Annotated in this window: 27 protein-coding genes; 23 read left to right on the top strand and 4 right to left on the bottom strand. The window is 29.4% G+C overall.

Translation table 11 applies throughout. From position 1 onward, the window contains the following. Positions 1 to 5: 5 nt before the first annotated feature. Together trmFO and codY are read left to right on the top strand one after the other, a co-directional pair. Positions 6 to 1,310 (top strand): FADH(2)-oxidizing methylenetetrahydrofolate--tRNA-(uracil(54)-C(5))-methyltransferase TrmFO, encoded by a 1,305-nt coding sequence (trmFO, locus tag ACWOBP_RS01740; protein WP_455337190.1) that lies wholly within the window; start codon positions 6 to 8, stop codon positions 1,308 to 1,310. A gap of 80 nt (positions 1,311 to 1,390) precedes the next feature. After that, complete coding sequence (gene codY, locus ACWOBP_RS01735; RefSeq protein WP_455337189.1) at positions 1,391 to 2,173, top strand: GTP-sensing pleiotropic transcriptional regulator CodY; 783 nt, start codon at positions 1,391 to 1,393, stop codon at positions 2,171 to 2,173. An 80-nt stretch (positions 2,174 to 2,253) separates the two neighbouring features. Here codY and ACWOBP_RS01730 read toward each other — a convergent pair whose 3' ends face one another. From ACWOBP_RS01730 to ACWOBP_RS01720, 3 genes are all read right to left on the bottom strand, one after another. Next, a complete protein-coding gene (locus tag ACWOBP_RS01730) occupies positions 2,254 to 2,634 on the bottom strand; it encodes a thioesterase family protein (RefSeq protein WP_455337188.1) in 381 nt (126 codons plus the stop codon). A 16-nt stretch (positions 2,635 to 2,650) separates the two neighbouring features. Beyond that, entirely contained in the window at positions 2,651 to 3,124 is a 474-nt protein-coding gene (locus ACWOBP_RS01725; RefSeq protein ID WP_455337187.1) for an NUDIX hydrolase, read from the bottom strand. Positions 3,125 to 3,219: 95 nt separating this feature from the next. Further along, on the bottom strand, positions 3,220 to 3,411 hold the full coding sequence (locus ACWOBP_RS01720; RefSeq protein WP_003145179.1) for a DUF2929 family protein: 192 nt from the start codon (positions 3,409 to 3,411) through the stop codon (positions 3,220 to 3,222). Positions 3,412 to 3,666: 255 nt separating this feature from the next. Here ACWOBP_RS01720 and ACWOBP_RS01715 point away from each other — a divergent pair, with 255 nt between their 5' ends. From ACWOBP_RS01715 to ACWOBP_RS01675, 9 genes are all read left to right on the top strand, one after another. After that, positions 3,667 to 4,551, top strand: a complete 885-nt coding sequence (locus tag ACWOBP_RS01715) for an NUDIX hydrolase (RefSeq protein ID WP_455337186.1) — start codon at positions 3,667 to 3,669, stop codon at positions 4,549 to 4,551. Positions 4,552 to 4,583: 32 nt separating this feature from the next. Further along, a complete protein-coding gene (locus ACWOBP_RS01710) occupies positions 4,584 to 5,288 on the top strand; it encodes a YoaK family protein (protein WP_455337185.1) in 705 nt (234 codons plus the stop codon). A 165-nt stretch (positions 5,289 to 5,453) separates the two neighbouring features. Continuing rightward, the gene (locus ACWOBP_RS01705) at positions 5,454 to 6,353 is read left to right on the top strand and encodes a tyrosine-type recombinase/integrase (RefSeq protein ID WP_455337184.1); all 900 of its coding nucleotides are present in this window, start codon (positions 5,454 to 5,456) and stop codon (positions 6,351 to 6,353) included. A gap of 12 nt (positions 6,354 to 6,365) precedes the next feature. Beyond that, on the top strand, positions 6,366 to 7,067 hold the full coding sequence (locus ACWOBP_RS01700; RefSeq protein ID WP_455337183.1) for a segregation and condensation protein A: 702 nt from the start codon (positions 6,366 to 6,368) through the stop codon (positions 7,065 to 7,067). 1 nt (position 7,068) lies between these two features. Further along, entirely contained in the window at positions 7,069 to 7,617 is a 549-nt protein-coding gene (scpB, locus tag ACWOBP_RS01695; protein ID WP_455337182.1) for an SMC-Scp complex subunit ScpB, read from the top strand. 9 nt (positions 7,618 to 7,626) lie between these two features. Continuing rightward, positions 7,627 to 8,358, top strand: a complete 732-nt coding sequence (locus ACWOBP_RS01690; RefSeq protein ID WP_455337181.1) for a pseudouridine synthase — start codon at positions 7,627 to 7,629, stop codon at positions 8,356 to 8,358. 22 nt (positions 8,359 to 8,380) lie between these two features. After that, positions 8,381 to 9,097 carry a response regulator transcription factor gene (locus tag ACWOBP_RS01685; protein WP_455337180.1) on the top strand — a complete coding sequence of 239 codons (717 nt, stop codon included), beginning with the start codon at positions 8,381 to 8,383 and terminating at the stop codon, positions 9,095 to 9,097. A gap of 11 nt (positions 9,098 to 9,108) precedes the next feature. Next, positions 9,109 to 10,410: a MurT ligase domain-containing protein gene (locus tag ACWOBP_RS01680; protein WP_455337179.1), complete on the top strand. Its 1,302-nt coding sequence runs from the start codon at positions 9,109 to 9,111 to the stop codon at positions 10,408 to 10,410. Positions 10,411 to 10,414: 4 nt separating this feature from the next. Next, positions 10,415 to 11,143 carry a type 1 glutamine amidotransferase gene (locus ACWOBP_RS01675; RefSeq protein WP_003145098.1) on the top strand — a complete coding sequence of 243 codons (729 nt, stop codon included), beginning with the start codon at positions 10,415 to 10,417 and terminating at the stop codon, positions 11,141 to 11,143. Between the two features lie 46 nt (positions 11,144 to 11,189). Here the strand turns inward: ACWOBP_RS01675 and ACWOBP_RS01670 are convergent, their stop codons facing one another. Further along, on the bottom strand, positions 11,190 to 12,431 hold the full coding sequence (locus tag ACWOBP_RS01670; protein ID WP_455337178.1) for an aminotransferase class I/II-fold pyridoxal phosphate-dependent enzyme: 1,242 nt from the start codon (positions 12,429 to 12,431) through the stop codon (positions 11,190 to 11,192). A gap of 146 nt (positions 12,432 to 12,577) precedes the next feature. Here ACWOBP_RS01670 and ACWOBP_RS01665 point away from each other — a divergent pair, with 146 nt between their 5' ends. From ACWOBP_RS01665 to prmC, 12 genes are all read left to right on the top strand, one after another. After that, on the top strand, positions 12,578 to 13,426 hold the full coding sequence (locus ACWOBP_RS01665; RefSeq protein WP_455337177.1) for a CPBP family intramembrane glutamic endopeptidase: 849 nt from the start codon (positions 12,578 to 12,580) through the stop codon (positions 13,424 to 13,426). 249 nt (positions 13,427 to 13,675) lie between these two features. After that, positions 13,676 to 14,884 (top strand): ATP-dependent Clp protease ATP-binding subunit ClpX, encoded by a 1,209-nt coding sequence (gene clpX, locus ACWOBP_RS01660; RefSeq protein WP_455337176.1) that lies wholly within the window; start codon positions 13,676 to 13,678, stop codon positions 14,882 to 14,884. 22 nt (positions 14,885 to 14,906) lie between these two features. Beyond that, positions 14,907 to 17,204, top strand: coding sequence for an endopeptidase La (gene lon / locus ACWOBP_RS01655; RefSeq protein WP_455337175.1), 2,298 nt, complete (start codon positions 14,907 to 14,909; stop codon positions 17,202 to 17,204). Positions 17,205 to 17,206: 2 nt separating this feature from the next. Continuing rightward, positions 17,207 to 17,803 carry a ribosome biogenesis GTP-binding protein YihA/YsxC gene (gene yihA / locus ACWOBP_RS01650; protein WP_455337174.1) on the top strand — a complete coding sequence of 199 codons (597 nt, stop codon included), beginning with the start codon at positions 17,207 to 17,209 and terminating at the stop codon, positions 17,801 to 17,803. Between the two features lie 344 nt (positions 17,804 to 18,147). Next, entirely contained in the window at positions 18,148 to 18,420 is a 273-nt protein-coding gene (rpsP, locus tag ACWOBP_RS01645; protein WP_003145074.1) for a 30S ribosomal protein S16, read from the top strand. A 133-nt stretch (positions 18,421 to 18,553) separates the two neighbouring features. Then, complete coding sequence (locus ACWOBP_RS01640) at positions 18,554 to 19,198, top strand: amino acid ABC transporter permease (protein WP_455337173.1); 645 nt, start codon at positions 18,554 to 18,556, stop codon at positions 19,196 to 19,198. Between the two features lie 3 nt (positions 19,199 to 19,201). Next, positions 19,202 to 19,831 (top strand): amino acid ABC transporter ATP-binding protein, encoded by a 630-nt coding sequence (locus ACWOBP_RS01635; RefSeq protein WP_455337172.1) that lies wholly within the window; start codon positions 19,202 to 19,204, stop codon positions 19,829 to 19,831. 11 nt (positions 19,832 to 19,842) lie between these two features. Continuing rightward, positions 19,843 to 20,679 carry an amino acid ABC transporter substrate-binding protein gene (locus tag ACWOBP_RS01630; protein WP_455337171.1) on the top strand — a complete coding sequence of 279 codons (837 nt, stop codon included), beginning with the start codon at positions 19,843 to 19,845 and terminating at the stop codon, positions 20,677 to 20,679. Between the two features lie 273 nt (positions 20,680 to 20,952). Next, positions 20,953 to 21,198 (top strand): type B 50S ribosomal protein L31, encoded by a 246-nt coding sequence (locus ACWOBP_RS01625; protein ID WP_003145327.1) that lies wholly within the window; start codon positions 20,953 to 20,955, stop codon positions 21,196 to 21,198. An 85-nt stretch (positions 21,199 to 21,283) separates the two neighbouring features. Next, complete coding sequence (locus tag ACWOBP_RS01620) at positions 21,284 to 21,862, top strand: thymidine kinase (protein ID WP_455337170.1); 579 nt, start codon at positions 21,284 to 21,286, stop codon at positions 21,860 to 21,862. 14 nt (positions 21,863 to 21,876) lie between these two features. After that, positions 21,877 to 22,965 carry a peptide chain release factor 1 gene (gene prfA, locus ACWOBP_RS01615; protein ID WP_003145535.1) on the top strand — a complete coding sequence of 363 codons (1,089 nt, stop codon included), beginning with the start codon at positions 21,877 to 21,879 and terminating at the stop codon, positions 22,963 to 22,965. Beyond that, positions 22,965 to 23,807 carry a peptide chain release factor N(5)-glutamine methyltransferase gene (prmC, locus tag ACWOBP_RS01610; RefSeq protein ID WP_455337169.1) on the top strand — a complete coding sequence of 281 codons (843 nt, stop codon included), beginning with the start codon at positions 22,965 to 22,967 and terminating at the stop codon, positions 23,805 to 23,807. Before prfA ends, prmC begins: the two co-directional genes overlap by 1 nt. Positions 23,808 to 23,875 lie beyond the last annotated feature (68 nt).

Below are 23,875 nucleotides of genomic sequence, written 5' to 3'. Positions count from 1 at the left end.
AATTAATGGAAAAAAAAGTAATAGTAATTGGAGCTGGTTTAGCAGGAAGTGAAGCTGCTTGGCAACTAGCAAAACGTGGTGTTAAGGTGGATCTTTATGAGATGAGACCTAAAAAAATGACACCTGCACACAAGACTCAAAATTTCGGAGAATTAGTATGTTCTAACTCATTAAGAGCGAATAATATAACTAATGCTGTTGGTCTTTTAAAAGAAGAAATGAGAATGTTAGATTCTATTATAATTAAATGTGCAGATGCGACACAAGTACCTGCAGGTGGAGCATTAGCTGTAGATAGAGATAAATTCTCAGAGATGATTACTGAAACTATTAAAAATCATCCAAATATTAATGTAATTGGTGAGGAGTTACCAACTATACCAAAAGGAGATATTCCTGTAATAGTTGCGACAGGTCCGCTTACATCAGATGCATTGAGTCAAGATATTAGAAAATATACAAAACAAGATGGATTATATTTCTATGATGCAGCAGCGCCTATCATTGAAAAAGATTCGATAGATATGAATAAAGTTTATCTTAAATCAAGATACGATAAAGGTGAAGCTGCGTACCTAAACTGTCCGATGACAAAAGAGGAATTCACTAATTTCTACAATGAATTAATAAATGCAGAAGCAGCTCCTCTAAAAGAATTCGAGAAAGAAATTTATTTTGAAGGATGTATGCCTTTTGAAGAAATGGCTAAACGTGGAGAAAAAACGTTATTATTCGGACCTATGAAGCCAGTAGGTTTAGAAGATCCAAAGACTGATAAACGTCCATATGCAGTAGTTCAATTACGTCAAGATAATAGTGAAGGAACTTTATACAACATCGTAGGATTCCAAACACACTTAAAATGGGGAGAACAAAAGAGAATTATTAACATGATCCCTGGATTAGAAAATGCCAATATCGTACGTTATGGTGTTATGCACAGAAATACATACTTAAATTCTCCACAATTGTTAGAAAAAACATACAGACTAAAAGAAGAGAAAAACATCTATTTTGCTGGTCAAATGACAGGAGTAGAAGGTTATGTTGAAAGTGCAGCTTCAGGTATTGTTGCAGCATTAAATGCTTTATACAATACAGAAGATAAAGAAATAGTTTTCCCAACTGAGACTATGATAGGTGCTATGGCAAACTATATTGTAGACAATACTAGTAAAAATTTCCAACCTATGAATGCGAATTTCGGGATTATTAAACCACTTCCAGAAAGAATTAAGGATAAAAAGGAAAAATATGAAAGATATGCTAAAAGATCTTTAGAATTGTTAGAAAATTTCAAAATTGATTAAATTAATTTTTTAAAAAGTCTTACAATTTATTAAATTTAATGGTATAATAAGCAAGGAAGTATTTTGTAAGGAGAATATTAATGGCAAGTTTATTACAAAAAACAAGAAAAATTAGTACAATTTTACAAGAAGGACGCCATGACAATGTTGACTTTGAGGCTATGGCAATGCGCCTAAGTCCAATCTTAGATTCAGTCGTGTATATTCTTGATACTGAAGGTAATATACTTGGATATGATTCGATTATTGATTATTCTAATGAACGAATGGAAAAAATTATTCAAGATAGAAAAGTGCCAAAAGCATATTTAGACGCAACATTAAAAGTATATGCTACAAAAGTAAATATTCCGTTCCAAGATCCATTGTCTATCTTTCCTGAAGAAGAACAAGAACGTTTCGAAAGTAACAGCTATACGGTTATCTTACCTATTCGTGGTGGAGGAGACCGTTTAGGAACATTAGTTATCGGTAGAATGGATAGTGATTTTAAGGATGATGATTTAGTATTAGCTGAATATGCGTCAACAGTAGTAGGAATCGAAATTTTACACGAGAAACAAGATAAAGAGAAAAACTTAGCACGTGACAAAGATATGGTCAACATGGCATTGAATTCATTATCATTTTCTGAAAAAGAAGCTATTGAACATATCTTTAGAGAATTAGATGGAACTGAAGGATTACTTATTGCAAGTAAAATTGCAGATAGGGTAGGAATTACTAGATCTGTAATCGTTAATGCACTAAGAAAATTAGAAAGTGCTGGAATTATTGAATCTAAGTCACTAGGAATGAAGGGGACTTATATTAAAGTTCTTAAAGAGTATTTCTTAGAATTAATGTTTTCTAATGAATTTTAATAAGTAAAATTGTAAAAAAAGAAAGAGCGTTTGTATACGGTCTTTCTTTTTTGTTGATTTAGTTTTAAATTTTATATATTTTATTTTAATTTACTTAAAAATTTTTCGTTATTGATGATAACTCTTGTATGAATAGCATCTCCGATTTTTTTATCTTCTTCGTACGCTTCTAAAGAAAAAATAATTATTTTCTCTTTGATAATTTCAGTTATCTTACCTTGAACTGTTATTTCTTTACCAATCAGAGTAGGAGCTAGGTGGTTAATGTTGATGTTACTACCGACACTGCCTAGTTCATCTGTAAGGAAGATGTTTAGGTAGTTTTTAGCTGCATTTTCCATAAAAGCAACAAGACTAGGTGTTGCAAGTACATCTAAGTCACCACTACCCATATTTTTTGCAGTATTATTTTCTTGTACTAAATAATTTTCTTTAAATTCTTTATTAATTTCTATATTCATAATATGCTCCCTATGTTTATTCGTAGAATGTTACTTCATAATTTACAAATTTATTGTCTTTATAATTAAATTTTGCTGAAAAGAATGGTTTTTCTTTCACTAGCCAATCGAGAAAGATATAATCTCCTTCCCATGTTTTTATATTTTGTATTTCTGACTTTCTAACCCAAATTAAGTCTCCTTCATTACAATCTTCGGTTAGAGTGCCTTCGTAGTTGGTTACTGTGTATACGTATGTGTACCAGTCTTTTTCACCATCAAAATTAGGGAAGGTAATTATACCTCTTAATTTAGGGTTTATAATATCAAGGTTTGTTTCTTCTTTAACTTCCCTAATCACGCAGTCTTCAGGGCTTTCCCCTGGTTCAAACTTTCCTCCGACACTAATAGTTAATCCTTCATGTATATCATTTTCTTTTTTTGTTCTCTTTAGCATTAGAAAGTTTTGACCATCGTCAACATAACACATAGTTGCTAGTACGTTGTTCATATAAATTCTCCTGTATTTTAAATAAAAAGTAGGAAGGAGGAAATAAACGCCTCGATACCTACTTTATAAGATTTCTATATATTAATTGCTAAAATTTACTTTTCTTCTCGTTTTTTATCGATACCTACTACGTCAAATAAAGCAGCAAAAATTGTAAATAATACAGCTAAAATTGCGCAGTCACGAATTGTATTAATTTCACCATTGCTTCCTAAAATAGATGATACGATAAATACTATAACAGCTGCAAATATAAATGACCAAAATAGTGAAATAATATATTTCATTGTTACCACTCCTTAAATTTTATCTATAATAATTATTATACAACTATTCTTATAATCTAGCAAGATATTTATTAATAATTTGTCTATTAAATATATTGCTTTTAAATAAGGTTAAATAGGTGTAGAATTAATATAGTTAAAAATAAAAAATGAAAAAAATGGTAAACTATGAAAATATCTTTTATTTATTTTCAAGAAATTCTAGATTAAAATGTAAAATGTGTTATAATATAAAGAATAGTAAGGAGAATGTCTATGTACAAAAAATTATATATTGATAAAAATATGAAAAAATTAATAACAGATGATTTTAAAAAAATATTGATTGATGGTAGTGTGCCTTTTGATTTTATTGATGATGTAGATATTGTTGATAGGAATTCATTATACTTAACAAATAATAAAAATAGACTCAGTAAAAAGTTAATAAATGTGTATTTATTAACAAATGACTATGATTTTTTAGATGTAAAAGATGCGATTTTTATAAAAAATATAGAGGATATTACTAATGTAATAAAAAATGATGTTTGGAAACAATGGGCACAAGAACTGCAGTTTTTAGCTCAATGTAGTCTAGCGTATAGTAAAGATAAATTCGACAGGGAAAGATCGGAAAGAATTAGAGAGATAGCTTGTGAAATGTTATCTTTTAAATATGATTTACCTATGGACAAGATTAAAATGGATTTTGCTGGAGAAATTGGATATCAAACACCTAAGGTAGAGACTAGGGCAGCGGTTATTAAAGATAATAAAATATTGTTAGTGAAAGAGCAATTTGATGGGAAATGGGCATTACCAGGTGGGTATCAAGATGTGAATATGAGTATTAGAGAAAATGTAATAAAAGAATCTAGTGAAGAGGCAGGTGCCGTAGTAAATCCAATAAAGGTAGTTGCTGTACTAGATTATAATAGACATCATCATGTCAACTTTCCATATGGAATGGTTAAAATCTTTGTATTATGTGAATATATTACTCATACTTTTAATGAGAATACTGAGACTTTAGGGGCAGAATTCTTTTCTCTTGATGAATTACCAGAATTATCTATTACAAGAACTACGAAAAAACAGTTAGATATGTGTTTTGAGTGTTATAAAAATCCTGTAAATTGGGATACTATTTTTGACTAATTAGAAAAAATGAAGGAGTTGATTAAATTTATATGAATTTCCGAGAGACCTTAATAAATAAGAATCTTCCGGTGCATGAGCAGCTTATTTTTTGTTTATTATTAACAGTAGTAGGTGGTTTTTTTGATGCGTATACTTTTGTTAATTGTGAGGGAATATTTGCAAATGCACAAACTGGTAATTTGATTTTTGTTGGTATTGATTTAATAGAGGGGAATTATCGAGAGGTGATACACTACTTAATTCCTATTTTATCTTTTGTTATGGGGGTATTAGTAAGTAAGTTTATTGAGTCGAAATATAAGGAGCTATCAATATTTAAACATATTTATATGTTGTTACTAATCCAGATGTTTGCTTTACTAGTTATTTTGATAAAATATAAGTTTTTCGGCTTAGATATCAGACCTATTGTCATCTCATTTATTTGTGCAATTCAGTTTGATGGATTTAGAAAAGTAAATAATTTGGTTTTTGCAAGTGTGTTTTGTACGGGAAATCTTAGATCTATGAGTGAACATTTATACAAATACATAGTTTTAAAGAAGAAAGAAAGTAAGGTTCCGTTATTAATTTATGTAACTGTTATTTCTGTATTCTTATCTGGTGTAATTTTAGGTGCAGCAATGTCTAAGTTTTTCTTACATAAAGCAATTTTTATTCCTTTAATTATAATATGTATTAATTTGTTTTTTGTAATGGTTATACATAATAAATTTGGAAGAAAAAAAATATAAAATAATTAAATTTCAAGGCAAGTTTAGAGAAAGTAAATTATGCCTTGAAATTTTTTTATATTTACTTAAAAATTGTTATAATTGCATTTACATAAAGTTTTATAGATGTTATAATCAATATAGAAATAAAAATTAGGGTAGTTTTAATACTAAGGGGGTATTTTCATGAGTGAGAAAGTATTAAACGATTTCAATGAATATTTGTTAAATAGGAAAGAGTTTTCTGCGAATACTATTAATTCGTATGATAGGGATTTAAAAAAAATCTTTTTATATTTAGCAGAAAAAGGATATGATACTGATGATTATTCTTGGCTTAATGAACAATTTATTATTAGGTATATTGATTATCTTAAAGAAAAGAATTATTCATCAGCGACACTTTCAAGAACTATATCAACTGTGCATATTTTTGTTGAATATCTATGGTATAAAAAAATTATTCCCAATAGAGTAAATATAGATGTTCATATTGACAAGCAAGAACATCAAGATTTAGTTGTTTTTACGAGACAAGAAATTGCCAAAATACTTGATGTAAAAACTAAGAATCTAATGGGGTATAGAGATAAGGCAATTTTTGAGTTATCATATTCTATAGGAATTAAGCCAACTGAATGTATAAATTTAGAACTTAAAGATGTTAATACTACAATAGGGTATTTAAAATATAGAAAAAAAGATGGCTATAGAACAATTGCTTTAAATAAAGAATCAGTCGATGCTATTGAAAATTATATAGTTGAATTAAAAAAAGAATATCCAAACATTAAGGATGACAGTAAACTATTTTTAAATCACGATGGAGAGGGTATTAGTCGACAAGGTTTTTGGAAAATATTTAAAAAAAGACAACAAGATTTAGGATTAATAAAAGAATTAAATACTATGAATTTTAGAAATTCATTAGCTATTCATTTACTTGAAGATAAGGTACCTGCTGAGGAAGTTCAAGAATTATTAGGACTAAAAAATATTCATAGTTTAAAATTATATTTTTCTAGTCTTGAAGGGAATAAATCGAAAAGAATGATGATGAATCATCCAAGAAAAACGATTAATTAAAGGATAGAATAAATGTATAATGTTAACTTAGAGGTTTTTCAAGGTCCACTTGATTTGCTTTTGCATTTAATAGAAAAGATGGAGATAGATATTTATAATATACCTATAGCTAGCTTGACAGAAAGTTATTTGGAATATATAAACAATAGTGAAGAATTTTCTTTGGAAAATGCAGAGGAATATATTGTAATGGCGGCAACACTATTACATATAAAAAGTAAAAATTTGCTTCCTAAGTTTGAAGATGAATGTGTAGAAGATGAAGAGGACTTGGTTCAGCAACTTCTTGATTATAAGAATTATAAAGAATTAAGTGAAAAGCTTGATAATCTTCAGAAATTAAGAGCTCAGTTTTTAGATAAAGAGAGTATCACTTTCGAAGTAGAGGGAAGCGTTAAGTCATTAAGGATGCCATCTTCAAGATTATTAAAAGCAATGGAAAATATTCTTAATAATTTTGAGAATACGGATAATGATGTTTCTTTGGTGAGTTATCGAAGAGAAGTTTCATTTGAACAAGTGAAAGAAGAACTGGTTAATAAGTTTAGGAAAAAGAATAATCTGACGTTTTCGGATTTGATTAAATCATACTCTTTAAAGAATGAAGTTGTCTTAGTATTTATGGGAATATTAGCGATGATTAAAGATCAAGAATTGCTATGTGTTGACAAAGATAGTGATATCATTTTAGAATATAAAACGAAGGAAAATTAATATGCTATTAGATGAAGTAAAAAAAACAATTGAGGCTTTGCTTTTTATGAAAGGAGAAGAAGGGCTAAATATTGAATATTTTTCTACTTTTATGGAAGTAGAGCATCATGAGGCTGAAAACATGCTAAATGTGTTTTGTGAGGAGTATAATAAAATTAATAATTCATTAATTATTAAAAAGTTTGGAACAACTTATAAAATGCTATTAAGAGATGAAATGGCAGAAGTTATCAAAAGTGCAGTTATTTCTAAAAACCTTGTTAAATTATCTAAAGCTTCTTTAGAAACTTTAGCAATTATCGCGTATAATCAACCGATAACAAAAGTTCAAATAGACAAAATAAGGGGTGTAAGTAGTGATTCTATATTACACTCTCTTGTTAGTAAGGAGCTTATAGTTTCTAATAAGACTTTAGATACTATTGGGAAACCAAAACTGTATGAAACAACGGATTTATTTTTGGATGTTTTTGGTTTGGAAAGCATTGATCAATTACCTAAATCAGAAATTATCAGTAATGAAGAGATAAATAAATTTTTACAAAATTAGGAGGACGAGATGGCGGAAAGACTGCAAAAATTAATAGCTGCATCAGGATATACATCAAGAAGAAAGGCTGAGCAACTGATTTTAGATGGAAAAGTAAGTGTGAATGGTGAAGTTGTAAAAGAACTAGGGGTTAAAGCTGAACCTAGTGATATTATTATCGTAGAAGGTGTACGTTTATTAAAAGAGAATAAGAGATATTACTTATTCTACAAACCAGAAAAAGTTATTACATCAATGTCTGATGAAAAAGATCGAACATGTGTAAAAGACTTCTTTGAAAATGTTAATGAACGTGTAGTACCGGTGGGAAGATTAGACTATGACACATCTGGTGCGCTTATTATGTCAAATGATGGTGAATTTATCAATTTGATTACGCATCCTAAACATAAGATTAAAAAGACGTATATTGCAAAAATTAATGGGAAATTAGAAGATCATCACCTAAGAATACTTCGTAATGGGGTGAGAATTGATAATTATAAAACAGCTAAAGCTGATGTTAATATTGTGAAAAACAAAAACAAAAGTGGAAATACTTTAGTTAGATTAACAATACATGAAGGAAAAAATCGTCAAGTAAGAAGAATGTTTGAAGCGCTAGGTTATGAAGTAATTAAATTAAAGCGTGAATCTATTGAAGATTTAACTTTAGAAGGATTGAAAAAAGGTGAATATAGAACTCTTACAATTCATGAAGTAAAAAGGCTTATAAATAAGGCTAAGAACGGTGAAAAGTAAAAAAATTAGGAAGTGATGTATAGTGGCAGAGAGAATATTAATAATAGATGACGAGGAAAGAATTAGAAAGTTATTAATTATGTATCTTGAAAAAGAAGGATATATTGTCGATGAAGCTAGTAATGGTCACGACGGTCTTGAAAGATTAAAATATATGGACTATTCATGTGTTCTTCTTGATGTTCAATTACCAATGTTGAATGGAAAATCAATTTTATCGGAATTAAGAAAAACAAAGGCGACTCCGGTGATAATTATGTCTGCTCAAGCGGATGAGCAAAGTAGGGTTGAAGGGTTTGAATTAGGAGCGGATGATTATGTAATTAAACCGTTTAGCCCAAGAGAATTGATGTTAAGAATTAAGGCAATTCTCCAACGTACAAAACGTAGTGTATTCTATACTCCGGAACTTTATGCAAAAGATGTACTTGTTTTTCCAGGATTAATTATAGATGTTAATTCTCATAAAGTAATAGTTGATGATAGTGAAGTATTGTTAACGCCGAAAGAATTTGATTTATTACTATTTTTAGCTAAGTCACCTGATAAAGCATTTAAGCGTAACGAAATACTTCGAGCTGTATGGGATTATGATTTTTATTCGGATCTAAGGACAGTGGATACACATATTAAACGTGTTAGAAAAAAATTCGATAAGATTTCCCCAAAGGTTTCTCAAATGATTGTAACTGTATGGGGAATAGGATATAAATTTGATACATCACAAAATAGTCTATAAAAGGAGAATATATGCTAGCATTTTATAGAAATTTAGCAAAATTAACTAGAACTGCAAGTAAATTAGCAGGAAAAAAGGGAACAGATTTACCAGGTAAGGTATTAAGAAAAGTAAATGATAATATTCTTACTAAATTAGCTAGTGATTTTGATGAAATTGTTTTTGTAACAGGGACTAATGGAAAAACAACAACATCAAATCTTATCGGTCATACTTTAAGAGTTGCTGGTGAAAATTTTATTAATAATTTTGAAGGGGCAAATATGTTGGATGGTATTATCTCAACTTTTGCTATTCAAGGGAGAAATAATACTAAATTAGCTATTATTGAAATTGATGAAGGCTCTATTAAGCGAGTTATGAAATATATAACACCAACTAAATTTGTTATCAATAACTTTTTTAGAGATCAAATTGATAGATTTGGAGAAATTGATACTCTAATTGCTACGATTGGAGAACAACTTGAAGGTAAAAATATTCAACTAATTTTAAATAGTGATGATCCATTTGTTACAAGACTTTCTAAGTATGGTGAAGATAATATATACTTTGGAATTGCAAAAGATGCATATCAGTTTTCTGATTTTGGGATTTCTGAGTCTAAATTTTGTCCGAATTGTGGTATGGAGTTGATTTATGATCATGTTCATTATAGTCAACTTGGGTTTTACCATTGTTCTAAATGTGATTTTGAACATCAAAACGTAAAATATGAAGTAACAAAGGCTACGGTTGAACCGTTCATTAATATGGTTATTAATAATGGACATGTAATAAAAACAAAACTAGCCGGAGATTATAATATTTATAATTTATTAGCTGCATATTCTTTATTAAAAGAGTTAGGATTATCTGAAGATAAAATTGCAAAAGGACTAGGAACATATACCCCCACTAATGGACGTATGCAAAGTATAAGTTTTGCAAATGGATCTACAGTGTTATTAAATCTTGCGAAAAATCCAGCTGGATTGAATGCATCATTAGCTATTGCTAATTCGATTAAGGAAGAAATAAATTACTTATTAGTACTTAATGATAATGGTGCTGATGGAATTGATATATCATGGATATGGGATACAGACTTTGATATATTATTAGGTCAAAATATTAACAATATTGTATGTTCTGGAAAAAGAGCAAAAGAATTAGCATTAAGATTAAAATATTGTGGAGTTAATGCTAATGTTGTAGTCAATGAGGATATACCAGGAGCGGTAGCTAAATTGAAAAGCTATAATGAAAAGTATGCAATTGCTATCCCAAACTATACAGCATTAGTGGAAACTCAAAGAGAATTGGAGAAATAATTCTATGGATTTAAAATTATATCATTTTATGCCAGATAAATTAAATTTATATGGAGATATAGGTAATGTTATAGCATTAAAGAAACGTTGTGAATGGCGTGGAATTAACCTTGAGATTGAAAATATCACTTCAACAGATGGGGTGAAATTAACAGACTGTGACATGTTCTTTATCGGTGGAGGATCTGATAGAGAGCAGTGTATAGCGACAGAGCAATTTAGTAAGATTAAGAATGAGTTTAAATCTGCTATTGAAGATGGAATTCCAGCTCTAACTATTTGTGGAGGTTATCAATTTCTTGGTGAGTATTATAAGACTGTAGATGGTGATAAACTCCCTGGATTAAATATATTAGATTTTTACACAGAATCAAAAAAAGATGCACCGCGTCTTATAGGTAATATACTTGTTGAATCTGAAAAATTTGGTAATATTGTAGGATTTGAGAATCATGGTGGGAGAACATATCACAATTATGAAACTTTAGGTAATGTAGTAGTTGGATATGGGAATAATGATGAGGATAAAAAAGAAGGGATTCTTTACAATAATTTAATTGGAACTTATCTTCATGGTCCAATTTTACCTAAGAATCCTAATGTGACAGATTATCTAATCAAAGCTGCATTAGATAACAAATATGGAACTTATGACTTTATTGAATTAAATAATGATATAGAGTTAAATGCCAATAAACATATGGTCGAATTATTAAAAAAATCTGTAAAATAAATAAGAACAAGGTGAATCGAATATAGATTCACCTTGTTCTTTATTTTTAAAATTGTTGTATACATTCTTTAAACTTAGTTATTAATTCAGGAATTAACTCTTTATCTAAGCATGAGAAAGCTATTCTTATATGTTCATCATCCATAGAATACACGCCATATTTGTATTCGTTTAGGAATTTTAGTCTAAACTCATGGGCGTTAATTGTATTTGGTAGTTTAATAGTGAAGAAATAACCAGAGTTGAATGGTAAAATTGTAACTAAATTATCTATTTTTTCTTTGGCGATAGCGGATTTAAGTTCGTTATATCTATCTTGGATAATACAATCATTTTCTTCTTTTTCTTTAAGGGCTTCTTTATTATCTAGTAATCTAATTGCGATTTGTTGAGATAAGTTTGAAGGAGAAGATGTAGTACTTCTTAAAAATCCTTGAGTTTTTTCTAGAAGTTTTTGGCGTAAAGAGTCATCTTTTGTGTAATACGTGATGAAACCTACGCGTAATCCCCAACTGTAGAACTCTTTAGTGATTCCATCTAATTTAACTATTAGGCAGTTTGGATTATCTGCAAGTTTGTATGTTGCACTAAGAGTAGGAGTTTTGTGATTATCCTCGAAAAATAGCCCGAAGTATGCATCATCAGAAACGATGATAAGTTGTTTATTTGGGTGCTCTTTAGCGAAAACATCAATTACTTCAACTAATTGAGTTAATTCATCATCTGATGGTGTATACCCTGTTGGGTTATTTGGGAAGTTTAATATTAAAGAAATTTTATCTTCTTTAATGTCATAAAGTGCTGTTTTAAAGTTTTCGATACTAAAATTATTATTTTTATCAAACTGATTGTATTTATAGATGTTATTTCCTAATTTAATAGTGTATATTTGTGCATAGTTTTGCCAAAACAAATTTGGTAAAAGTAGAGCATCGCCTGCTTCACTAAATAAGTTTGCTGCTATATCAATACCTTGTGTAATACCTGTAGTTACCATTGGTAAAGATAAGTATTCATCATTAATTCTTGGGTTATTTTTTAAGATTTTTTCTTTCCATAATTCTCTCATTTTTGGTAATCCTGGTGTTGGAGAATATGGTAAATATTCTGAATTGCTAATTTCTGTAATTACTTTATTAATTGACGGCAATGCCATCGCTTTTTTATTTGCTGTAGCAATACCGATAGTAGCATTTATTGCTCCTGGAACAGCTGCTGTTTCTTTCGATTGAATTAGTACGTCTTGAGGTAAAATAATATTTTCACCTAATTTTGAAAAAAATGACATGGTATTCCTCCTATTTCGTATATAACTTAATTATACCACTAATAGCTGATTACTAAAAGATTTTAAGAAGAGTATTTTTATAATCGTAGCTAAAATTTGTTATTTGTGTTAGGATAGTAATATCTGATTAAAGTAGGAGAATTTGAATGAAAAGTGTAGATTTATTAAAAAACAAAGGTGTAATGAATTTTACCCCGATATTCTTACTGATTATTGTATATTCATTTTTACAAGGAATACTATTTGAATATGTCTTTAAAAATATAGTTGGTTATAATATTATATTTGTTTTATGTTCGTATATATTTTCAGCGGTTATTTTATTATTTTTTGTTAAGTATTTTGAAAAAACAACGTTTGAATATTTTGGTTTTAGTAAAGAAAATATTTTAGAAGCTATTAAAGTAGGATCAGGATTAGCTATATTTAGTGTTGTAGGAGTAGTAGCTATTTTATTGATGTCAAATAGCGTATCTCTAACATTAACAAAGGATTTAAAGATAGGTACAATAATTATTCTTATTATATTAGTTTTAATCCAAGGATTCCTAGAAGAGATTGTTTTTAGAGGGTATTTAATGACTAGATTAGCAGCGAAAAAAGGAAAATGGATTGCTATTATATTAAGTTCGATTTTTTACTTAGTATTTCGTATGTCTAATCCAAGTGCATCGAAATTAGATTTAATAAATATATTTTTAATATCAATTGTAATGTCATTATTATATTGGTATTTTGATAATATTTTAGTTATTGCAATTTTTCATGCTTTCTGGAATTGTATATCTGGTGTAGTATTTGGATTTAATATAAGTGGGATTAAAGTATCCGATACAATATTTACTGTTGAGGCAATTAGTGATAAGCAAATACTAACTGGAGGAAGTTATGGAATAGAAGGTAGTATTATTGCTACAGTTTTCTTTGCTGTTTTAGGACTTTTAGTGTATATGGGATTATATTTAAAAATGTTTAGAAAAATAGCGAAAAAATAAATAGAAATTGAATAAGATATAAAATTTTAAGCTTTAAATTTTATATCTTATTTTTTATTTTATAATAGGTTAATTTTAGTTAGAATATGGTTGTTGAATGATGGTTGTATTAATTATTTTATAGTACTATTTGCTAGTAAATATAGTTAGAATATGTTATAATAATGTGTATCTTTTTGGGCTTTATATCGGTTTGATAATAAAAAGATAATAAGATATAAGAAAAGTTCAATAATGTGAGGTGTAATTATGGTTAAAAATAAAGATGAAGTAAGATGTTCATTTTGTGGAAAAAATACTAACGAAGTTTTTAAAATGATTGCTGGGAATGACGTATTTATATGTGATGAGTGCGTTGATTTATGCTCAGATATAATCGAAGAAGAAATTGACTATAGAAATGCGAAAAATAAACCAGTATTTAAGTTATTAGAACCTCAGAAAATAATGGAACATTTGAATGAATATGTAATTAGTCAAGATAAAGCTAAAAAATCTGTAGCTGTAGCTGTTTATAATCATTATAAAAGAATTATAGCTAAAGAGAACAATGATATTGAATTACAAAAAAGTAATATTGCTTTAATAGGTAGCACAGGATCAGGGAAAACATTAATAGCTCAAACATTAGCGAAGATGCTTGATGTACCTTTTGCGATTTCTGATGCAACTACATTAACAGAAGCAGGATATGTAGGTGAAGATGTTGAAAATATTCTTCTGCGACTTATTCAAAGTGCTAATTATGATATAGAAAGAGCAGAAAAAGGTATTATCTATATAGATGAAATTGATAAAATCGCTAAAAAAGGTGAGAATGTTTCAATAACTCGTGATGTTTCTGGGGAAGGAGTTCAACAAGCTCTTCTTAAAATTTTAGAAGGGACTGTTGCTAGTGTTCCGCCGCAAGGAGGAAGAAAACACCCAGGAGAAGAAATGATAAAAATCAATACTAAGAACATACTGTTTATTATTGGTGGTGCGTTCTCTGGCATAGAAGAAATTATTAAACGTCGTCTTGGGGAAAAAGTGATTGGTTTTTCTAAGAGCGATGAGTTAAATGATAATGAGGATATTATTTCTAAAGTTAAACATGAAGATTTAGTTAAATTTGGTATGATTCCAGAATTTATAGGTCGTATTCCTGTTGTTTGTTATCTTGAAGAGTTGGATGAAAAGGATTTAGTTAAAGTATTAACTGAGCCTAAAAATTCAGTAGTTAAACAATATGAATATCTATTTGAACTTGATGGAGTAAAACTAGTATTTGAAAAAGAAGCGCTAGAAGAAATTGCTAAAGAATCGATTAAGAGAAAAACAGGAGCTCGTGGATTACGTTCTATTATCGAAGAGTTGCTTTTAGATGTAATGTTTGAAATTCCAAGTAAAAAAGATATTAAAACTTGCACGGTAACACGTGATAATCTAATTAATAAAACAAAACCAATTTTAAAATAAATAGGTTAGAGAGGAGTTCGTTTTGACAAAATATTATTTATTAGAGAATAGAGATTTATTCTTTCCGTCTAATACTTATACAATAGATGTAACGGACAAAAAATTTTTAAAAACAATAAAAACTGTAAAAAAAGATAAAATTCCAGTTTTTGTAACATATAAGAGAAAACCAATTGATAGTTATGATGATTCATTTTCTGAAGAGGATGTATTTGATAGTAATGGGTTCAATGTTTTCTTTGGGACATATGGTCAACTTACAATTGATAAAAAAAATAAAAAGTATGAATATCACTGCTATGGTATAGCTGAGGTCAAAAGTGGGGTTTATAACAATAATCTTGTAGAACACTTAGATATCAATATAAGAGAAGTCGTAGATAATGGATTTGATAAAGAAGGGTTATTAAATAGCATTAAGACAAAATTTGAGAGTTATTTAAAAAGAGAAAACTTTGATATAGATTTCTATAAAACTGACGATTTAGAAAAATTCATTAATAAAAATATTAAATTTTTCCCAATTGATAAAATGCTAAAACAAAGAGTATTATTTTTACTAGATTTAGAGAAAAAAGCAATATTCTTAAATAAAAGTCTAGAAGCATTCTTAGTTGGTAATAGTTTTAAACGTGAGATTGATGAGAAAGTTCGTACAAATATCGATAATCAACAGAAAGAATACTTTTTACGTGAACAGATGAAAGTAGTTCAAGATGAACTAAGACAAATTTCACCTGAAGATGATGATATTGAAAAAATTCGTCAGGCGATCAATGAAATCGAATTATCTGAAGAAGATAAAGCGGTATTATTAAAAGAAGTAGATCGTTTAGAAAAAACACCTGTTATGAGTCCAGAACACTCAATTATAAGAACATATCTAGATACAGTAATAGCTTTACCTTGGAATACTCTAACAGCAGATGAAATAGATATAAAAAATGCTGAAAAAATTCTTAATGAAGATCACTATGGTCTAGAGAAAATAAAAGAAAGAATTTTAGAGTTCTTAGCTGTTAAGAAGTTACGTGATGATATGAAGTCACCAATATTATGTTTATCAGGACCTCCAGGTGTTGGTAAGAGTTCATTAGCTAAGTCAATTGCCGCTTCTATGGGAAGAAGTTTTGTACGTATATCTCTAGGAGGGGTTCATGATGAAGCTGAAATTCGTGGACATAGAAGAACATATCTAGGTGCCTTACCAGGTAAAGTTATTCAGTCGCTGAAAAAAATTAAAACTAAGAATCCTGTAATATTATTAGATGAAATTGATAAAATGGCATCTGATATTAAAGGGGATCCAGCAGCTGCGATGCTAGAAGTAATTGATCCTGCACAAAATAACGAGTTTGTGGATCACTATCTAGATATTCCTTTTGATTTATCAAAAGTTCTATTTATTGCTACAGCAAATAACCTAAGTTTAATTCCAGCACCGCTTAGAGATAGAATGGAAGTTATCGAATTAGAATCATATACAATTAAAGAAAAAGAAAATATTGCTTCTAAATATTTAATTTCACGTCAAATTAAAGAGAATGGTCTGAAAAAAGGTCAAATTACTTTCAGTAAACAAGCCATTAATAAAATAATTAATGGTTATACGTATGAAGCAGGAGTAAGGAACTTAGAGCGCGTTTTCGGAGCTATCTGTAGAAAAGCTGCTTTGAAAGTTCTTCAAGGTGAGGAAAAAATTAAAGTTGGAGTTAATAACCTAGAAGATTTTGCTGGTCCTGAAAAATACAGCGGAAAAGACAAGAATGTAAAACCAGAGATTGGATTAGTTAATGGATTAGCGTATACAGTAGTTGGTGGAGATACATTAGAGATTGAAACGAGTATCTCAAAAGGTACAGGTAAAATTATCCTTACTGGTAAACTAGGGGATGTAATGAAAGAATCAGCTCAAATGGCTATTTCATTTTTACGTTCTAATGCAGAAAAACTAGGAATTGAAGATGTTAATTTCTCAGAAGTTGATATACATCTACATGTTCCAGAAGGAGCAGTTCCTAAAGATGGTCCGTCAGCAGGTATTACGATTACTACTTCAGTATATTCAGCTTTAACTAAAAAGCCGGTTGATAATAATATTGCAATGACTGGAGAAATGACTTTACATGGTAAAGTATTACCAATCGGAGGAGTTAAAGAGAAAATCTTAAGTTCTGAAAAAATGAATATTAATACTATTATTATTCCAACTAAGAATAAAAAAGATTTAATTGATATACCTGAAGAAGTTCTTGAAAAATTAACTATTCACACAGTAGACAATATTCAAGAAGTGTTTAAAATAGTATTTGGAGAATAAAAATGAAAAAGTTAAATACACATAATGTAGATTTACTTATAAGTGCGGTATCAAAAAAACAATATCCAGAACATGAAAAACCAGAAGTTGCAATGTGTGGTCGTTCAAACGTTGGGAAATCATCTTTTATTAATACAATTTTAGAAAGAAAAAACTATGCTCGTGTTTCTTCTAAACCAGGAAAAACTCGTACACTAAACTTTTTTGATGTAGATGATCAAGTAGTTCTAGTTGACGTTCCGGGATATGGATATGCAAAATTATCAAAACCTGAAAAAGAAAAACTATATGATATGATAGTTGAGTATTTTACTAATAGTGAAAACCTTGGATTTGTATTACATTTAATTGATAGTAGACATAAGCCTTCTCAAGATGATATTGAGATGAATGAATTTTTAAATTATTATGAAATTCCATTCGTTATAGTTATGACAAAAATTGATAAGATATCAAAAAATGAATTGGCTAAAAATACGGGAATTATAAAACGAGAATTAGATCTAACGAATAATATGGCGATTATTCCATTTTCTTCGGTTACTAAAATAGGTAAAGAGCAAGTACTTAGTGAAATTGCTAAAGTATTAGAAGATTAAAATTTGAAATAGAGATGAGAGGTGGCTCAAAAATCGTTGTTTTTAAGAAACAAGATTTTGTTGAGTCACCTTGTTTTTTGATTATCCTTAAGGTATAAGTGGTGTTTTTTTATAAATATTTTATCTTTACATGATAAAATAAACCTGGTATAATAAGGTTTAGGTGAGTCAACAAAAAAAGTTGACATTTTTCACCGAAAAGTATTGACATACTTTTACTTTAATGTTAGAATAGTATCTAGCTTAGAAAACTTAGCGTTATAGATTCAACTTTTTCATTAAAACACTTCATAAACACACACACATAAAATTAATAAAAAAGTTGAAACATAAGGAGTACAAACATGGCAGTAAAAATCCGTTTAAAAAGATTAGGTGCTAAAAAATCACCTTTCTACCGTATCGTTGTTGCTGATTCAAGATCTCCACGTGATGGACGTTCTATCGAAACTATCGGTACTTACAATGCTGTTAAAGAACCAGCAGAAGTTAAAATCGATGAAGAGTTAGCATTAAAATGGTTAGGTAATGGAGCTCAACCTTCTGACACAGTTAGAAGTTTATTATCAAAAGAAGGAATTATGAAAAAATTCCACGATTCAAAATTAAATAAATAATATATTTAGCCCCTTAGTTAATAAGGGGTTTTTGTTTTATAAAAATTGTGCTATAATTAAATATAAAATTTTAACAACAACAAACTACATGGCTGTAGAATGGTGTTAGAATCTAAGAATAGGAGGATGATATATGGAATATTTAATAGAAATATTACCTAGTCTGATGAATGGTGCACTTATAACATTAGAAGTGTTTTTTCTTGTTTTAGTATTATCGATTCCGTTAGGTATTGTAATAGCATTTATTATGCGATTTAATATTAAGTTATTAAATTACTTTATTAATATTTATATATGGATTATGCGTGGAACGCCGTTGTTACTACAATTGATTTTCATTTACTACGTTCTACCATCGGTGGGAATACGTTTTGACAGATTACCTGCTGCTATAATTGCATTTACATTGAACTATGCAGCTTATTTTGCTGAAATTTTCCGTGGAGGTATTGAATCAATACCAAAAGGCCAATATGAGGCAGCAAAAGTATTGAAATTTACACAATTTCAGACAATTAGATATGTTATTTTGCCACAAGTAATAAAAATTGTATTACCAAGTGTATTTAATGAAATAATGAGTCTTGTTAAGGATACATCATTAGTTTATGCATTGGGAATTAGTGACCTAATATTAGCTAGTAGAACGGCTGCTAATAGAGATGCTAGTTTGTTACCGATGTTTATCGCAGGAGCAATTTATTTGATATTAATAGGTATTGTGACAATTGTATCTAAGAGAGTAGAAAAACGTTATAATTATGATAGGAGGTAATGTATGTTAGAATTAAAAAATATTAGTAAAAAATTCAAAGATAGACAAATACTTTCAGATTTTAATTTAACTGTAGAAGAGAATAAGATTTTAGCAATAGTTGGACCATCAGGTGGTGGGAAAACAACGTTGTTAAGAATGCTAGCTGGTCTTGAAAAAATAGATTCAGGTGAAATTATTTATAATGGTGAATCTCTTCCGATAGATGAATTGGAAAAAAGAAATCTTTTAGGTTTTGTATTCCAAGATTTCCAGTTGTTTCCACATCTTACGGTTCTGGAAAATCTAGTTTTATCTCCAATGAAAACAATGGACATGGAAAAACGTGATGCTGAGGAAAAAGCAATTAAATTGTTAGAAAAACTTGGTTTAGAAAAACAGATTAATAATTATCCAATTTCTTTATCTGGTGGACAAAAACAGCGTGTTGCATTAGCACGTGCTATGATGATAGAACCCAAAATCATAGGTTATGATGAACCGACAAGTGCATTAGATCCTGAGTTAAGATTAGAAGTAGAGAAGTTAATACTTAAGAATAGAGAGCTTGGTATTACACAAATTATTGTAACCCATGATTTACAGTTTGCTGAAAATATTGCTGATAGCATTCTGAAAGTAGAACCGAAATAAGAGGTGATTAAATGAGAAAATTAAAATTCTTTTTAACACTTGTTATTATTGTTTTGATAATTACGGGTTGTGCTTCTGGAGGAAAAGATAAACCCAAAAAAGATAATTGGAACGATTTTCAAAATGATAAGAAAATCGTTATTGGTTTTGATAACACGTTTGTACCAATGGGATTTCAAGATAAAAGTGGTAAAAATGTAGGTTTTGATATAGATTTAGCGAATTCAGTATTTGAAAAGTACGGAATTAAAGTAGAGTGGCAAGCTATAAACTGGGATCTTAAAGAAACAGAATTAAAGAATGGGAATATTGATTTAATTTGGAATGGATATTCTAAAACTACGGAAAGAGAAGCTGTTGTACAATTTACTAAGCAGTATATGGTAAATGAACAGGTTGTAGTTGTAAAGAAATCTAAAAATATTAGATCTGTAACTGATTTAAAGGATAAAGTTCTTGGTGCTCAAAATGGGTCTTCAGGATACGACACTTTTAACGAGAATCCGGAAGTACTTAAAAATATTGTAAAAAATAATGATGCTACTCAGTACGAGAGTTTCAATGAAGCTTTAATTGACTTAGAAAATGATAGAATAGATGCATTATTAATAGATAGAGTGTATGCGAACTATTATTTAAAACAACAAAACAAATTAGAAGACTTTGATATTTTAAATGCTGGTTTTGATAGTGAGGCTTTTGCGGTTGGAGCAAGAAAAGCTGATATGACACTAGTTAATAAGATTAATGAAGTATTTTATGAAATGTATAAAGATGGTAAATTTCAAGAAATTTCTAATAAATGGTTCGGAGAAGATGTTGCAACTGAAGAATTAAAAAGTAAATAATAATATTTGGGAATGACTCAAAAATCGTGATTTCTGAGAAATAAGATTTTGTTGAGCCATTCCTATTTTTTGTAATATGATATAATAATGTGTATCTTTGTATATAATTGTTAAAAAATAAGTAAGGGTGTCAACAAAAAAAGTTTACAAATATTAGTAAAAGTACTTGATTTTTTTTAGAATATTATTTATAATAAGTAGGTATGTGATTAACTCACTGAAAAATAACTCTGTTCGTATTAAAAGCGTTCAGGGCAGAAGGAGACGATAATAATGAGAGAAGGAATTCACCCAGATTACCGTAAAGTTGTATTTATGGATACTACAAGTGGTTTCAAATTTTTAAGTGGTTCAACTAAACCATCTAAAGAAACTATCGAGTGGGAAGACGGAAATACATACCCATTATTAAAAGTTGAGATCTCTTCAGATACACACCCATTCTACACAGGGCGTCAAAGATTCGCTCAAGCAGATGGACGTATCGAACGTTTCAACAAAAAATACGGTATCAAGTAAGAAAAATAAAACAGACATTTCTTTATTGGATTGTCTGTTTTTATTCTATTAGTAATTATATAATATAAGCCCGAGGGGATTAATAATGATAGAAAATAGAAAATTCGGATGGATAGAATGTATTTGTGGCAGTATGTTTTCTGGAAAATCAGAGGAACTCCTAAGACGTATAAAACGCGGAGTAATCGCTAAACAGAAAGTACTTCTATTCAAACCGTCTATAGATAATAGATACGAAGAGAATAAGGTCTCTACACATAATGGAAATAGTTATGAATCTGTAAATATTGATAAAGCAGAGCAGATTTATGAGTATATAAATGATGAAAAATATGATATCATAGGAATTGATGAAGTGCAGTTTTTTGATGATAAGATTGTTGAAGTTATAAATAAACTTGCTGATAATGGAGTTCGTGTTATTGTCGCAGGTTTAGATATGGATTTCAAAGCTGAGCCATTTTACCCTATGCCTGAGATTATGGCTATTAGTGAAATGGTAACTAAACTTCATGCTGTATGTAATAAATGTGGAAAAGAAGCGAGTCGAAGTCAAAGATTAATTAATGGGGAACCTGCGAAGTATGACGATCCAATTGTAGTTATTGGAGCGAGTGAATCATATGAAGCTAGATGTCGTCATTGTCATGAAATTAAAAGATAAATTAGGAGGAAGAAATGGAAATTTTTGGACAACTTGAGATAGTTGAAGAGCGTTATGAGAAGTTAAACGAATTACTTAGTGATCCAGATGTCGTAAGTGATACAAAAAAACTTATGGAATACTCTAAAGAACAACGCTCTATCGAAAAAACAGTAGCTGTATTTAGAGAATATAAAGATATAGTTCAACAAATTAAAGATACTAAAGAACTTCTTGAAATTGAAGAAGATAAAGAAATGAAAGAAATGATGCAAGAGGAGATTAAAGAATTAGAACCAACTCTTGCACCTATGGAAGAAGAATTAAAAATTCTATTATTACCAAAAGACCCTAACGATGGTAAAAACGTTGTTGTTGAGGTTCGTGGAGCAGCTGGTGGAGATGAAGCACAATTGTTTGCAGGTGATTTATTACGTATGTACACTAGATTTGCTGAATCTCAAGGATGGAAAGTAGATGTACTAGAACGTTCTGAAACTGGAATCGGTGGTATTAAAGAAGCAATCTTTATTATTTCTGGGGAAGATGTATACTCTAAGATGAAATTCGAAAGTGGTGCACACCGTGTGCAACGTGTTCCTACAACAGAATCAAGTGGACGTATCCACACTTCAACTGCAACAGTAGTAGTACTACCAGAAGCTGAAGAGATTGAGATTGACATTAATGAAAATGATATCCGTGTTGATACATTTGCATCTAGTGGTGCTGGAGGTCAATCGGTAAATACAACTATGTCAGCTGTACGTTTAACTCACATTCCTACAGGAGTAGTAGTTTCTATGCAGGATGAACGTTCTCAGATTAAGAATAAAGAGAAAGCTATGAAAGTTTTACGTGCTCGTGTATATGATAAATATCAACAAGAAGAGCAAGCTAAGTTCGATGCTGAACGTAAATCTAAAGTTGGTACTGGTGACCGTTCTGAACGTATTAGAACATATAACTATCCTCAAAATCGTGTAACTGATCACAGAATTGGTTTAACTATTCAAAAACTAGACCAAATTATGGAAGGTAAACTTGATGAAGTTCTAGAAGCACTTCGTATTGCTGAACAAGCTGAAAAAATGGCAGAACTTAATAAAGGTGAAGAACTATAATGAACAGAAGGCAAGCTATAACAAAAGCTTGTCTTCTTTTAAGAAGACAAGGAAAAGAAGAATCTTTAGCAAGATTTTTACTAATGTATATGCTAGATGAAAGTTCACAGTTATTCTTGAATAAACTTTCAGAGCAATTATCTAAAGAAAGAGAAGAAAAATATTTTTCTTTGATTGAAAAACATATTAAAGAAGATGTTCCATTAAGTCATTTAGTAGGTTTTGAATATTTTTATGATAGAAAATTTAAAGTTACTAAAGATGTTCTTTCACCAAGGATGGAGACAGAGGAGCTTATTTATAAAGTAGTAGAATATGTAAAAACAACTAAGAAAAATAATTTAAGAATTCTAGATCTTTGTACAGGCAGCGGAATAATAGCTATCACATTAAAGAAAGAATTATCTCAATTCTCGATTGACGTCGTAGCTAGCGATATTAGTAAAGAAGCTCTAGAAGTTGCAAAAGAAAATGCGAAAACTCATACTGCTGATATTAGATTTATACAATCGGATATTTTTAATAATATTGATGATAAATTTGATATTATTGTTTCTAATCCTCCTTATATAGATCGTAAGGACGAAGTTACAATGGAGGATAATGTATTGAAATATGATCCGCATTTAGCATTATTTGCTGAAGAAGAGGGGATGTACTTCTATCGTAATATCACTGAACAAGCGAATAGTTACTTGAATGCCAATGGAGTTATTTTTTTTGAAATAGGTTATGATCAGAAAGATAAAATTGTAAAATTAGCAGATATGAATGGATATCATGCTGAAGTTTATAAAGATATAAATGGCCGTGATAGAATGGCGTTTTTAGTACGAAAATAGAAAAACAGGAGTTACTTAGAAAAAGTATCTAAGTAACTCCTGTTTTTCTATCACGTGATAATCTGTTT

Source organism: Gemella parahaemolysans (assembly GCF_053758945.1).
The sequence above is the reverse complement of the archived record's forward strand: the minus strand, read 5'-3'. Positions and strand labels throughout refer to the sequence as shown.